Annotated in this window: 14 protein-coding genes and 1 pseudogene; 2 read left to right on the forward strand and 13 right to left on the reverse strand. The window is 43.7% G+C overall.

Translation table 11 applies throughout. From position 1 onward, the window contains the following. Position 1: 1 nt before the first annotated feature. The 4 genes from I4V44_RS04600 to I4V44_RS04615 form a co-directional block, all read right to left on the reverse strand. Positions 2 to 217: a hypothetical protein gene (locus I4V44_RS04600; protein ID WP_118330273.1), complete on the reverse strand. Its 216-nt coding sequence runs from the start codon at positions 215 to 217 to the stop codon at positions 2 to 4. 187 nt (positions 218 to 404) lie between these two features. After that, positions 405 to 1,685, reverse strand: coding sequence for a diaminopimelate decarboxylase (locus tag I4V44_RS04605; RefSeq protein WP_196002402.1), 1,281 nt, complete (start codon positions 1,683 to 1,685; stop codon positions 405 to 407). Positions 1,686 to 1,702: 17 nt separating this feature from the next. Beyond that, positions 1,703 to 2,581: a hypothetical protein gene (locus I4V44_RS04610; protein WP_196002403.1), complete on the reverse strand. Its 879-nt coding sequence runs from the start codon at positions 2,579 to 2,581 to the stop codon at positions 1,703 to 1,705. Between the two features lie 114 nt (positions 2,582 to 2,695). Beyond that, a complete protein-coding gene (locus I4V44_RS04615) occupies positions 2,696 to 3,637 on the reverse strand; it encodes a magnesium transporter CorA family protein (protein ID WP_025576939.1) in 942 nt (313 codons plus the stop codon). 156 nt (positions 3,638 to 3,793) lie between these two features. Between I4V44_RS04615 and I4V44_RS18475 the strand changes: the two genes are divergently transcribed. Then, positions 3,794 to 3,922 (forward strand): DUF6783 domain-containing protein, encoded by a 129-nt coding sequence (locus tag I4V44_RS18475; RefSeq protein ID WP_368205588.1) that lies wholly within the window; start codon positions 3,794 to 3,796, stop codon positions 3,920 to 3,922. On the opposite strand, the pseudogene I4V44_RS18480 reads toward I4V44_RS18475, so the two are convergent. Beyond that, positions 3,869 to 3,979: pseudogene (locus I4V44_RS18480) on the reverse strand (DUF6783 domain-containing protein); the annotation flags it as partial. The gene I4V44_RS18475 and the pseudogene I4V44_RS18480 sit on opposite strands and share 54 nt — an antisense overlap. On the opposite strand from I4V44_RS18480, the gene aroC reads away from it, so the two are divergent. Continuing rightward, positions 3,929 to 5,113 carry a chorismate synthase gene (gene aroC / locus I4V44_RS04620; RefSeq protein ID WP_370792776.1) on the forward strand — a complete coding sequence of 395 codons (1,185 nt, stop codon included), beginning with the start codon at positions 3,929 to 3,931 and terminating at the stop codon, positions 5,111 to 5,113. The pseudogene I4V44_RS18480 and the gene aroC sit on opposite strands and share 51 nt — an antisense overlap. Positions 5,114 to 5,224: 111 nt before the next feature. On the opposite strand, the gene I4V44_RS04625 is transcribed toward aroC, so the two are convergent. The 8 genes from I4V44_RS04625 to I4V44_RS04655 form a co-directional block, all read right to left on the reverse strand. After that, positions 5,225 to 6,292 carry a lactonase family protein gene (locus I4V44_RS04625; RefSeq protein ID WP_055151343.1) on the reverse strand — a complete coding sequence of 356 codons (1,068 nt, stop codon included), beginning with the start codon at positions 6,290 to 6,292 and terminating at the stop codon, positions 5,225 to 5,227. A gap of 294 nt (positions 6,293 to 6,586) precedes the next feature. Beyond that, a complete protein-coding gene (gene hemL / locus I4V44_RS04630) occupies positions 6,587 to 7,864 on the reverse strand; it encodes a glutamate-1-semialdehyde 2,1-aminomutase (RefSeq protein ID WP_022381480.1) in 1,278 nt (425 codons plus the stop codon). Further along, on the reverse strand, positions 7,864 to 8,847 hold the full coding sequence (hemB, locus tag I4V44_RS04635) for a porphobilinogen synthase (RefSeq protein ID WP_196002404.1): 984 nt from the start codon (positions 8,845 to 8,847) through the stop codon (positions 7,864 to 7,866). The genes hemL and hemB overlap by 1 nt, the downstream gene beginning before the upstream one ends. 60 nt (positions 8,848 to 8,907) lie before the next feature. Further along, positions 8,908 to 10,413, reverse strand: a complete 1,506-nt coding sequence (gene cobA / locus I4V44_RS17545; RefSeq protein ID WP_243280207.1) for a uroporphyrinogen-III C-methyltransferase — start codon at positions 10,411 to 10,413, stop codon at positions 8,908 to 8,910. A 48-nt stretch (positions 10,414 to 10,461) separates the two neighbouring features. Then, positions 10,462 to 11,382, reverse strand: coding sequence for a hydroxymethylbilane synthase (gene hemC, locus I4V44_RS17550; protein ID WP_330610584.1), 921 nt, complete (start codon positions 11,380 to 11,382; stop codon positions 10,462 to 10,464). After that, the gene (locus I4V44_RS04645) at positions 11,360 to 11,857 is read right to left on the reverse strand and encodes a precorrin-2 dehydrogenase/sirohydrochlorin ferrochelatase family protein (RefSeq protein WP_022381476.1); all 498 of its coding nucleotides are present in this window, start codon (positions 11,855 to 11,857) and stop codon (positions 11,360 to 11,362) included. Before I4V44_RS04645 ends, hemC begins: the two co-directional genes overlap by 23 nt. Beyond that, positions 11,847 to 13,076, reverse strand: coding sequence for a glutamyl-tRNA reductase (gene hemA / locus I4V44_RS04650; protein WP_196002405.1), 1,230 nt, complete (start codon positions 13,074 to 13,076; stop codon positions 11,847 to 11,849). Before hemA ends, I4V44_RS04645 begins: the two co-directional genes overlap by 11 nt. A gap of 407 nt (positions 13,077 to 13,483) precedes the next feature. Continuing rightward, entirely contained in the window at positions 13,484 to 13,912 is a 429-nt protein-coding gene (locus I4V44_RS04655; RefSeq protein ID WP_207736057.1) for a PD-(D/E)XK nuclease domain-containing protein, read from the reverse strand. Positions 13,913 to 13,921 lie beyond the last annotated feature (9 nt).

Here is a 13,921-nt window from a genome sequence, read left to right on the forward strand (position 1 = left end):
TCTATCTCTCATCTCTCATATGCCATTCCTGATCTGCTGCTTTTATTTCCGGTATGTTCTTAAACACTTCACAATCCTGATCACATTCGTCTCTGATGCAGGGACAGACCATCTTTACTTTTTTAAAATGTCCGGGAACACCCTCATATTGTACACTCCACAGACCATTGTAATGCAGCTGTTTACACATTCCTGTTTCATATTCATATTTAATCATACGTCTACCTCCGAACAGACAAAATTTTTACAGTACATTCTTCTGAAACCACTGTTCCTCCATGCAAAACGAAAGGCACTAACCTTCCAGCATCATGCACAGATCAGTACCTTTCTTTTTGTGTGTTTTTATGTCCTATCTGCCCCGTCAATACCACAGGACAGTAAATCACAGAATAATCACAGCATTATTCCATATCTTCCAGTAATTTCTCATAAATCGGGAAGCAGTCAAATGTTGCGAAATAATCCTTCGGTGTCTCGGCACGGCGGATCATCTCGAAACTTCCATCTTCATGGAGAAGGATCTCAGAAGATTTCAGTTTACCATTGTAGTTATATCCCATGGCAAAACCATGAGCTCCTGTATCATGGATCACAAGAAGATCTCCCATATCAACCTTCGGAAGATAGCGGTCAATTGCAAACTTATCATTGTTTTCGCAGAGAGAACCTGTCACATCATACATATGATCACAGGGCTGGTCTTCTTTTCCCATAACAGTGATATGATGGTATGCGCCATACATTGCCGGACGCATCAGGTTTACAGCACACGCATCCACACCAATATATTCTTTATGAGTATGCTTCTCATGGATTGCCTTAGTTACCAGGCAGCCATACGGTCCCATCATGAAACGTCCCATCTCTGTATAGATTGCAACATCACCCATTCCGGCCGGAACAAGTACTTCTTCGTATACTTTGCGGACACCCTCACCGATCTCTCTGATATCATTCGGAGTCTGATCTGGTTTGTAAGCGATTCCAACACCACCGGAAAGGTTGATAAACTTCACATGAGCACCTGTCTCCTTCTGAAGTTTCACTGCCATTTCAAACATCTCTTTCGCTAGCATCGGATAATACTCATTTGTCACAGTATTGCTTGCAAGGAATGCATGGATACCGAATTCCTCGGCACCTTTTTTCTTCAGGATCTTGAATGCTTCAAAAATCTGCTCTGTTGTCATACCATATTTGGCATCTCCGGGGTTGTCCATAATATCGTTGCTGATCTTAAACACTCCGCCCGGATTATAACGACAGCTGATCACCTTCGGAATATATCCTACGGCTCTTTCTACGCTCTCGATATGTGTGATATCATCAAGATTGATGATCCCACCGATTTCATTTGCATATTTGAATTCTTCTTCCGGTGTATCATTGGAAGAAAACATGATATCTCCCTCTTTGCATCCGATTGCTTTGGACATCATCAGCTCTGTCATGGAAGAACAGTCACAGCCACAGCCATACTCCTGAAGGATCTGGATCAGAAATGGATTTGGAGTTGCCTTCACAGCAAAGAATTCTTTGAAGCCCTTATTCCATGCAAATGCTTCTTTCACTGCCTTTGCATTCTCGCGGATACCTTTTTCATCATAAAGATGGAAAGGTGTAGGAAACTGCGCAGTGATTTCCTGAAGTTTATCCAGGGTGACAAATGGTACTTTTTTCATAATAATCTTTTCTCCTCTTACTTCTTGTGTATATGTGTATATAAATGATCCTGACAGTACTCGTAGTTTCCGTTACATTTAGAACAGAAACGGAATTCCAGATTCGGATCATCTTTCTCTGTACGGCCGCAGACTGCACATTTGTGCTTCGTCACTTCCCCTGACTTGTTACCACCCGGGAAGGGAACGGTCTTACTTTCTCCCATTGCTCTCTTAAACTGGTTTCTGCGATGGATTTCCTTCGGATTGTATCTGTTAAGATTTCTTGTACCAAGGAAGAAAATAATAAAGTTCAGTAAGGATGCGATGATCGGCAGTGCCATAAACCATGCTCCTCCCATAAAATATCTGACAATATCATATACCACAAGAGCAGCATATACAATCGCCATCCACTTCATCTTGATCGGGATTACAAAGTACAGTAAAACCTTCATATCCGGATATGTCAGCGCATATGCCAGAAAAATAGATAAACTGATATAATACGTTGAAAACTGTGATCCATTCAGATAAGCATCTAACACTCCACCTGTGATAAAATACAAAATAAACGCAGAAATTACTGTAAAAATCATTCCAGATAAAATATATACAGTAAATCTGAATGATCCCCATGTACGTTCCAGCGATGCACTGATCGGATAATAAAAGAACAATATCGCAATCACAAACCATAAAGCAGATGACGTACTCGGCGGATAAATAATCCATGTAACAAGTCTCCATATCTGACCATGCAGGATTTTAGAGACATTCAAACTCAACATGGAAAGAGCCCCTGGATTAATATACATCAATGCATATCCCAGTACATAGCTTACAATAATATAGATCGTAAGATTCTCAATCCCGCGATTTCCAAATTTTCGTTCCAGTTTGTCAATAAATTTCATAAATCTCCCTTTCTCACAAAATGCTATTCGTTCTTTCGTTACAGCGGATATCCACAATCTGCTTTCTCTGCGTAATTATGCACCGAATAACTGCCTCTCAGTTCAGACATAAAATCAGAAAAACTTCTTCTTGGAAAGAAATATCGCTGCAATAATACTTGCCACTACAGAAAGGATGATAACGATAAGAAATCCCCATGGTGTCCTGGAAAACGGCATTCCTGCAGCACTCAGGTTCATACCATACGCACTGAAAACAATAGTCGGAATACTCATAACAATGGTAATAACAGCCAGAACCTTCATGACAATGTTCAGGTTATTGGAAATAACTGACGCAAAAGTTCCCATCATACTGCTGAGGATACCACTGTAAATATTAGCCATCTCGATAGCCTGCTTATTCTCAATGATAACATCCTCCAGCAGCTCTGTATCCTCCGGATATTTCTTGATACTCTCCACCTTCAGAAGTTTCTCCAGAACCATCTCATTGGAACGCAGAGATGTGGTAAAGTATACCAGTGATTTCTCCAGTTCCAGAAGTTCCATCAATTCCTGATTTCTTGTAGACAGATGAAGTTTCTCCTCAATCTGCTCGCTCTTCTTATCTATAATACGCAGATATCTCAGATACATGCTGGCATTACGGTACAAAATCTGCAGAATAAATCTGGTTTTCATATAGGTAAAAAAGTTTCTTACCCTGCCTTCCATAAATCTTGTCAGAACCTGTGTGTCTTCCAGACATACAGTAAAGATCATCTTCTGAGTCACGATAATACCAAGAGGGATGGTCACATACCAGTCCTTCTCGTTACGTTCTTCAATCGCAGGTACATCTGCAAGGATAAGGGTATAATTGTCCTCCACTTCTATACGGGAACGCTCTTCCTCATCCAAAGGTGCGCGCAAATCGTCCACCTCTATCCCAAATTGCTCGGAAATTTCAAAAATTTCTGTTGCCGTAGGATTCGTCAGTGCAATCCAACAGCCCTCCTGTGGTTCCTGTATTTCATGGATAGCGCCATCGATTGTCTTAAAAATCCTTACCACGATCCACACTTCCCTTCTTTTTCTCGATTTCCCCTCAAATAAATCTGCAACTATTCAGAGCTTCTGCAAGAGATTACTGAACAGTTACGTTTACTCTTTATTTTCACAAAGACTCAAACATCATTATAATTTGAACATGAATTTTTGTCAATTCCAATGCTTTCGGTTTACAAAACTTTTACACTTCGCTATAATAAAGTAGTATTTATTTATAAAAGTCCCGTAAGGTGGGGCGTACAGATTGTGGGAATGATTTTCCAAACACGCTCTAACTATGGCAACTGAATTCAGGTGAAATATCCCGCAAAGTGGGGCGTGCAGATTGTGGGAATGATTTTCCAGACACGCTCTAATACAATAACAGGAAAGGATACAAATCATATGAGCCAGTCATCATTTGGAAATAAATTTAAGGTAACCACCTGGGGGGAATCCCACGGAAAAGCTCTCGGAGCTGTGGTAGACGGATGCCCGGCAGGCCTCCCTCTCTGCGAAGAGGACATTCAGAAATTTCTCGACAGAAGGAAACCCGGACAGAGCAGATACACCACTGCCCGCAAAGAGGGAGATCTGGTAGAAATCCTCTCAGGTGTCTTTGAAGGCAAAACCACCGGAACTCCAATTTCTCTAATGGTAAGAAATACAGACCAACGCTCCAGAGACTACGGAAATATTGCATATTCCTATCGTCCCGGACATGCAGACTATACTTTTGACCAAAAATACGGATTCCGCGACTACAGAGGCGGCGGACGTTCTTCAGGGCGGGAAACCATCGGAAGAGTTGCAGCAGGTGCCATTGCTTCTAAAATATTAGAAGAACTTGGCATTTCAATCTGCACCTATACCAGATCTATCGGACCTGTTGAAATCGCTTCTTTTAATAAAGAAGAAATCCATCAGAATGCATTTTATATGCCGGACGCACAGGCAGCAGTGAAGGCCGGTAAATATCTGGAAGAATGTATGAAGAATCAGGACAGTGCAGGCGGCGTGATCGAATGTCGTATTACCGGAACACCTGCCGGACTTGGCGAGCCTGTCTTTGACAAGCTCAGTGCTCTTCTTGCCCACGCCCTGATGTCCATCGGTGCAGTCAAGGCTGTTGAAATCGGTGACGGCATTGCAGTGACTTCCTCAAACGGTTCCACTGACAATGATGGATTCACAGTCAAAGACGGTGAAATCATCAAAACCTCCAACCACGCAGGCGGAATCATGGGAGGAATCAGTGACGGCAGTGAAATCATACTTCGTGCCCATATCAAGCCAACCCCATCCATCAGCCAGCCGCAGCAGACCGTAACCAAAGATAAAGAACCTCTTTCTCTGGAAATTCATGGCCGACATGATCCGGTCATTGTCCCAAGAGCAGTGGTTGTGGTAGAATCTATGGCAGCAATCACACTGGCGGATGCGCTCTTTGTCAATATGAGTTCCCAGATGGATAAGGTTCGGGATTTTTATCGGAAATAATTCCAATTAATCCACGCAAAAATACCTTCACTTGAATTCTGAGCTGATCTCAGTTTCAAATGAAGGTATTTTATTATCTGCCTATATTGCTGATTCTATGTAACGAATCTGTTATTCTTCCGGAACCGGCCAGATTCTGATACAGTTTGGCTCTGTAATCTTAATCGGCTTGCCGTTCATCACAATAATATTCTTCTCATAATCCACTGTAAAAGTAGTCAGTGTATTACTTGCATGATTAGCCAGCACCAGATGCTTATCATCCGGTAAAAGTACCAGATCTTTCGGATATTCACCACTGATCGGGAGTGTAAACTTCCTTGTCAGCATACCAGTCTCCTCATCACGCTCAAACATGGAAACTGTATCCTCACCTGCTGTTGTACAGAAAAGATGCTTGCCATCATTTGCAAGAGAAAGACCGGACGCTGCATTATGTGTATCATGAACATCCTTCTTCGCACTTGTCTCAATCGTCTGGATCAGTTCAAACGCCGGAACCTTACCGCTTCCATCATATTTGTAAGCCCTGATCTCATTACTGAGTTCAAAGAGAATATAAGCAAACTTACCATCATCGCTAAAACGAATGATACGCGGGCCGCTCTCTCTCGGACATCTCAGGATGTCTACCAGTTCCAGCTTATTGCGCAATTTGTTGACACGGTAAATCTTCACCTGATCAATTCCGTTATCTACTGCACAGAGATATTTATTATCCGGAGTCGGACGAACACAGTTCACATGGGGACGGAAGTTACGCTCTGCAACACTTCCGAGTCCTGTATGGAATACGCCATCCATCAGGCTTCCGAGTCTGCCGTCCTTATGAGTATGTACAACAGTCACCTTACCGTCATGATATCCGGCAACATAAAGATACTTACCGTCAACATCTGTAGAAAGGAAGCAGCCTCTCATTCCATCAATATTTACACTGTTGATACGTGACAGATCACCATTTTTATCACGTTCAAATACTGCAACACCCTCATCCTCGATAGAATAAAGATACTTACCATTCTTTGAAACAGCCATGTGGGATGCATTACTTACTTCAACACTGCTGCGTTCTGTAAGAGTGCCATTCTCAACATCAACATCATAAACATGGATTCCCTGTCTGGAAGAGCCATGTGTATAAGAGCCCACATAAGCTACATATTTCTTTTCACTCATAATGCTTTTTTCCTCCTGCTGTCCTGAAGTTTATTTATCATCGCTCACTCTGTTCCCGTCTGCTGTCAGCGAGCAATAATATTTTCGTCCCGATATTGCCGGACGATGTCATACGATAAGGTGATTATAGCACATTTTCCCAATCAGAACAAGATTACGGAACTCAGTTTTATGTATTTTTTCCAGTTCATGGGTTACTGTCGTTACTGTTCACATACAAGCCAAAATTCTATTGCCGCAGGCAATCTGGAATGAATTTTGGCTAAGTTCTATACCGGATAAGCGCTCTGCTGTTTATTTGGTAAAATAATTTCTGACAGCCTCCAGTGTCTGGTCTATGATCTCATCTGTATGGGCAACAGATAAAAACATTGCCTCAAACTGTGACGGAGCCATATGGATTCCCTGCGCAAGCATTCCCTTGAAATATTCAGAGAAAGCTTTTGTATCTGAAGATTTGGCTGATGTATAATCCACAACCTCCTGCTCTGTAAAGAACAGGCTTCCCAGGGAGGATACGTGATTGATATGGTAAGGCAGATTTTTCTCTGCCAGGATTTTCTCCATACCGCCATAGAGACGTTTTCCTTTTTCCTCCAGATCTTTATAGATTTCCTGGTGCTCATAGAGGTATTTTAACTGTGTCAGTCCTGCTGCCATTGCAATAGGATTTCCGCTTAAGGTACCGGCCTGATAAACCTTTCCAACAGGAGAAACCAGTTCCATGATTTCTCTACGTCCACCATATGCACCAACCGGCATACCTGCGCCGATGATCTTACCATAGGTAACCAGATCAGGGGTCACACCAAAATATTCTGCAGCACCGCCAAAAGCCAGACGGAAACCAGTAATAACCTCGTCAAAGATCAAAAGAGCACCGTACTCATCGCAGAGCTTTCTCAGCCCTTCCAGAAACCCCTTTTTCGGGGGAACCACACCCATGTTGGCGCCTACAGCTTCCACGATAACAGCAGCAGTCTGTCCGTCAGCCTGCTCCATCAGTGCACGTACACTGTCCAGATCATTGTAAACAGCAGTCATGGTATCCTCTGTGCATCCCTTAGGAACACCGGCACTGTCCGGAACACCGCTTGTCATCACACCGGAGCCTGCACTTACCAGCATGGCATCACTGTGTCCATGATAGCATCCTGCAAATTTAATAATCTTATTCTTTCCTGTAAATCCTCTGGCAACACGGACTGCACTCATAACAGCCTCTGTACCGGAATTTACCATACGCACCATATCCACATGTGGAATATGGTCACAGATGAACTCAGCCATCTCCACTTCGATTGCAGTTGCACATCCGAAGCTGAGGCCCTTTTCACATGCCTTCAGTACACTTTCTTTTACTTCCGGAAAATTATGGCCCAGGATCATCGGTCCCCAGGAATCGATATAATCCACATATTCTTTTCCATCAACATCATAAATATGGCATCCGTCTGCACGGTCGATAAATCTCGGTGCAATACCGATTGCGCCATAGGCACGTACAGGACTGTTTACTCCTCCCGGAATCACCTTTACTGCTCTGTCAAATAATTCTTCTGATAAACCCATCAGCCGATTCTCCCTTCATCCATGCATTTTGCAAGTTCTTTTGCATAATAAGTAAGATAGATCTGGGCACCTGCACGGTATGCACTGACTGCCATCTCACACATAATACGTTCTTCATCGATCCAGCCCATCTTTGCAGCTGCTTTCACCATTGCATATTCACCGCTTACACTGTATGCTGCAACCGGCACATTTACAGCCTTTGATACCTCAGAGACCATATCCAGATAAGACATGGCAGGTTTTACCATAATGATATCTGCGCCCTCTTCCACATCTGTAAGCGCTTCCTTCATTCCCTCTCTTCTGTTGTGGAAATCCATCTGGTAACTCTTTCTGTCACCAAAGGACGGTGCAGAACCTGCAGCATCACGGAATGGTCCATAGAAAGCAGATGCATATTTTACTGCATATGACATGATCGGCGCTCCATAATGTCCGTTCCCGTCAAGAGCCTCACGGATAGCACGTACACGTCCGTCCATCATATCAGAGGGAGCTACCATATCTGCGCCTGCCTCTACATGGGAAACAGCTGTCTTAGCCAGTAATTCCAGTGTTGCATCATTATTTACATCATGACCGCAGAGCACTCCGCAGTGTCCGTGTGAAGTGTACTCACACATACATACATCTGTGATATAGTACATGTCCGGGAACTGTTTCTTTGCTTCTCTCAGGGCCTTCTGTACGATTCCGTTGGGGTCGTACGCACCGCTTCCCACCTCATCCTTATGATCCGGGATACCAAACAGCATAATGCTGTTTACTCCTGCATTCTGCAGACGTTCCAGTTCAAAAGGAAGACGGTCTACACTGTAGCGGAACTGTCCTTCCATAGAAGGGATCTCTTCTTCGATTCCTGTTCCCTCTTTTACAAATAAGGGATAGATAAGGGAAGACTTGTCCATTCTTGTCTCTCTTACCATTTTTCTTAAATTTTCACTGCCTCTTAATCTTCTTGGTCTCTGAATTAAATCCATGTCTTTTTGCTCCTTTTATCAACAATTCTCATAACTGTTCCATTTTTTGCAGAATAGTTATCAGTTTTCCTGTTTCATCTCTTCCACAAGCTCTATGAGACTTTCGATGGTAGCCTTCTTTGCCATGCAGGTCTGCATACCATAAGCATCTGCTGCAGCTTTGGTCTGTTTTCCGATACAGGCAGCTTTTACCTTCGTATAGTCCAGTCCCTTTGTGCCTTCCACAAAGCCCTTTACAGTGGATGCACTGGTAAATACTACACAGTCCACACTTCCTGTCTCCAGTTCTTTCTTCTCATCGATCAGCCTGCTCTTCTCATAACGAGTAGTGTAGGTTGCAATATCATCCACCTGTGCCCCTGTCTGCTCCAGCAGTTCTGTCAGCTTTTTATTTCCGGCTTCAGCTCTTGGGATCAGGATTTTTTCATTTCCCTGAAGTTCTTTTGCAAGCTCTGCTCCAAGAGTATCTCCGTCATACACATCTGGCACAAAATCAGCCAGCAGGTGATGCTCTTTCAGCTTTTTTTTCGTTCCTTCACCGATCACTGCGATCTTCGCCTGTCCCAGGCTGCGCACATCCATCTCTTTTCTGTCCATCTCGTCAAAAAAGATTTCCACACCTGCAGGACTTGTAAAAATGATCCACTGATAAATATCCAGTTTCTCAAATGCCTCATACAGTCTGCTGTTATCCTCTACAGGTACTGTACAGATAGACGGCAGTTCCAGAACCTCGGCACCTTTCTGGCGGAGAAGATCTGCTGTCTTTGAAATATGCTGTCTTGGTCTTGTGACCAGAACCTTCCAGCCTGCCAGAGGAAGCTTCTCATACCAGGCAAATTTGTCAGCCAGAGAACATACCTTTCCCACAACAATAATGGCAGGTGTCTCTATCCCCTGTCTGTCCACCTCTTCCTTGAGGGTACCTACAGTAGCAACCACCCGCTTCTGTCCTGCTGTTGTTCCTTTCTGAAGAACTGCTGCCGGCATATCCGGATCCATGCCGCCTGCAAGAAGACCTTTGCAGATATCCTCCAGTGCTGCAATTCCCATGAGAAATACCAATGTTCCCTTTGTCCGGGTCAGTGCATTAAAATCTATATCATACTCCTGTCCTGCACGTTTATGTCCTGTAATGATATGTAAGGACGAACAGAAATCCCTGTGTGTCACAGGAATCCCATTGTAAGCAGGAACAGAAATCGGAGATGTCACTCCGGGTACGATCTCATAAGGGATTCCATTCTCAGAAAGGAGTTCCAGTTCCTCCCCGCCTCTTCCAAAGAGGAAGGGATCTCCACCTTTAAGTCTTACTACTTTATTTCCTTTTTTGGCTTCTTCCAGAAGAACTTTATTAATGTCCTCCTGCACCATTGTATGGTGATTTGCTCTTTTGCCTACATTAATCAGTCTGGCATGCTCCGGGATCTTTGCCAGAACCCCTTCGCCCACCAGACTGTCATATACTACCACATCTGCCTGCTGCAGAACCGCTGCGCCCTTTAATGTAAAAAGCCCGATATCACCCGGTCCCGCACCAACCAGCCAAACCTTGCCAGCTGCCATGTTTCTTCTCCTTTTTGCGTCACAAGAATTTTCTTTTTATAAATTTTTTTATCTTCCCTCACAGTCAGACTTCAATTGCTTTGCAAGTGCAATTCCAAGCTTCTCTCCATCCTCTGCTGCACCTCTGATCTGACCTGTAAGCCACTTTCCTGTAGCTTCACTGTAATATAAGCCGCGGATAAAGATCTCATCTCCGTCCACCTCTGCAAATGCAGCTACAGGCGAAGAACATCCTCCGTCCAGATATTTTACATATGCGCGCTCTGCAGTTCCTGCAAGCCAGGCATCCCTGTCACAGTATCCGTCCAGATACCCATAATCCTCACCTTTGCGTCCCTGCACAGCCAGAATCCCCTGACCTGCTGAAGGAATCATCTCATCCGGTGTAAAATATCTGCTGATCCTGCTTTCCAGTCCCAGTCGTTTCAGGCCTGCCGCTGCCAGGATCAGCCCGGAATACTCTCCTTCATCCAGCTTGCGAAGTCTTGTCTGCAGATTTCCACGGATACTCTTTACCTCCATCTCAGGATACAGCTTCTTTAACTGAAGAGTTCTCCTTAAGCTGGAACATCCCAGAGGTTTATCCGGATCCAGCTCCGCCACTCCCTCAGGAAGCACCAGTACATCTCTTGGATCCTCACGCTTTGAAAAAGCCAGAAGCGGAAGCTCTTTTGGAACCTCCATAGGCATATCCTTAAGACTGTGTACAGACAGATTGCTTTTACCATCCAGCAATGCCCTGTCCAGTTCTTTTACAAACAATCCTTTTCCGCCCACCTTATCCAAGGTACGATCCAGAATAATATCTCCTGTCGTTTTCATAGTCAGGATATTTACTGTTATTTCAGAGCCGGCATTTTCTTCACGGTTTTTCTGCTCTATGTAGCTTTTTACCATCTCACTCTGGAGAACTGCCAGCTTACTCTCTCTACTTCCAATGATCACCTCAGTCATCATTTTCCTCCTCATTATCATCTTCCTGCGCAACTCTCTCCAGGGCATTCTGAATCTCTTCTCTTATCCTGCGCGCTTTTTTATGGTCCAGACCACTGGCTGTAATTCCCACCACCAGTCCCTCTTCCATATAAATTCCCGGGAAATAAAAATCGCACTGCTCCCTGTCACTGGCTACATTAACATAAACGCCTTCCTGCCTGCAGATCCTGTGGATCTCATCATTTAACTTTCTGTCATTGGTAGCTGCGATCACCATATATGCCATCGCAAAGTCTGTACGCTTCACCGGACGTGTGATCAGCTCTACATAGCCGGCTTTGCCAAGCTCCATCATCTCCATGGTGACCTTCGGAGCAATGACTCTGATATTTCTGGTGAATGATAAAAGGGTTTTCACTCGACGGGTTGCAATGTTTCCGCCGCCTACAACCACGATATTCTTATCTGATAAGTCTATAAACATTGGAAAATACGGCTTATTCTTCATATATTTTCTCCAGTCCTGCCACACACTCAAGGAAAATCTCCTGATTCAGACTGTCACGCAGACCAAAGATCAGTTTATTTACTACTTTTCCTGCTGCCGTATCCACTGCATGGACCAGATTCTGCCTGTCATCCTCTTCCATAGGTGTTTTCTTTAATATCTTTGCAATCCTTAAATTCAGGTCATTGACTGCCTCATCTTTAATATCCTGAATTCTTGGGATCAGGTCTCTTCCATCCAGCCATTGGAAAAATTCATCCATCTGCTCTCTTACGATCGCGCCTGCTGCCTCCAGATTTTCCTGAAGTTCTGCAGGAACTTCCTCTATACGGAAGCTGTCCATGTCATAAAGTGTGACCCCCTGAAGCTTTCCAACAGATGGCTCTATATCTCTGGGAACTGCCAGATCGATCAGAATCAAGTCATCCTTTGTCCGGATTCCCTGGAATAATTCTTCTCTTAATGTGAAATTCGGGCTTGCAGTTGCACTCACTACAAGGTCACACTGCGGCACATACTCCATTCTGTCACCGTAATTAATGCGCTTACAGCCCAGCGGAATATTCACAACTCCGCTTCTGTACTGACGGATGGTCACTGTCACATCTGCACCTGCCTCCTGCAAAGCCTGAGCAGCCACCTTACCCATCTCACCGTTACCGATGACCATACAGGTCTTATCCCTGAGAGAATACCCTTTCTCTGCCAGAAATCCGATGGCCTGATGGATCACTGACGGATTTCCATGGGAAAAAGGAACCTCTGTCTTAATCCTCTTTCCTGCTGTGGCAGCCATTCTGAACAGAACCTCCAAAACACCATCTGCCGCAAAATTCTCTCTTGCCAGATTCAGGGCATCCTTCACCTGTGTAAGGATCTGATCCTCCCCTATGATCTGTGATTTCAGACCACTGGTAAGATAAAAAAGATGCTCAACTGCCTCCTGATCCTTACGCTCTACAAAATATTGTCTGTAAGAATCCTCAGTGATTCCCTTTATCCTGCAGAGGCAGTCATAAAGACAGACATCCACCTCATCATCCACACTTGCCCAGACCTCCAGGCGGTTACAGGTGGACAAGATCACGCATCCATATATTCCATTTTCATTCTTTATTTTTTCCATTGCTTCACCGGCATTTTTCTTTGTAAATGCAAATTTCGCACGAATATCCACCGGTGCCATATTATGGTCAATTCCAATCATGGAAATACTCATAATTTCTAACTCTCCTTCGTATTTCACCATTCCTCATTCATTTCATATCAAATCAAATATCCCACTGGCAACAGGGTATTTGATTTGATATGAAATCCGGACAGCTAAAAAGCACTGTCAGAAATATCATAATCATTTCCTGTTAAGATGTCAATTGTAAACACGGAAAAAACTCAGCATTAGAGTAAAGAATGTTACTGTTCACATACCACTATCCCGCGAGGTGTTTTGGCATGAATATGCCAAAATCCCGAGACATACAAGCCAAAATTCCATTGCCGCAGGCAATCTGGAATAAATTTTGGCTAAGTTACTGTGAACGGAGTGAACAGTAACTAAAGGATAACGTGACAAGACCTCATTACCGTTCGTTCTGCATCCGGTAATGAGGTCTGAATATTCTGTGTTCACTGTTTGTCTATTCTCATCAGCACCTTACATTTCTTTCTGTAACAGGCGATTCCATATTTTATGATTGTATGAATCCCTTCCTGCTCTAACGCCTCAGTATATCTGATATCTATAATCTGCTGAAGTGCTTTTTCGCACTCTCCCTGAAGATTTTCGTCATCTGCATATTTTACTTCGATCACAATTCCCACATCTTCATCTTCTATACGGATCAGAATATCCCCGAATCCGTCTCCTGATTCCCGATTTGACATTACTGACCAGTTCTCTTTGAATCCCAGAATACCAAGCAGCAATCCATGATAGAAATTTTCTTTCGTTGGTTTCCGGGCAAAGGTATCTCTTATGCTGATCGTTTTTTTCATATATTCTGTAAAAATCAACTCTACTTTTTCCGGATTTTTGTTCAGCAGTGCATCACACAAATCGCTGAC

The organism is Blautia sp. 1001283B150304_161114_C9 (genome assembly GCF_015668165.1).
Classification (GTDB): Bacteria; Bacillota; Clostridia; order Lachnospirales; family Lachnospiraceae; genus Blautia_A; species Blautia_A wexlerae.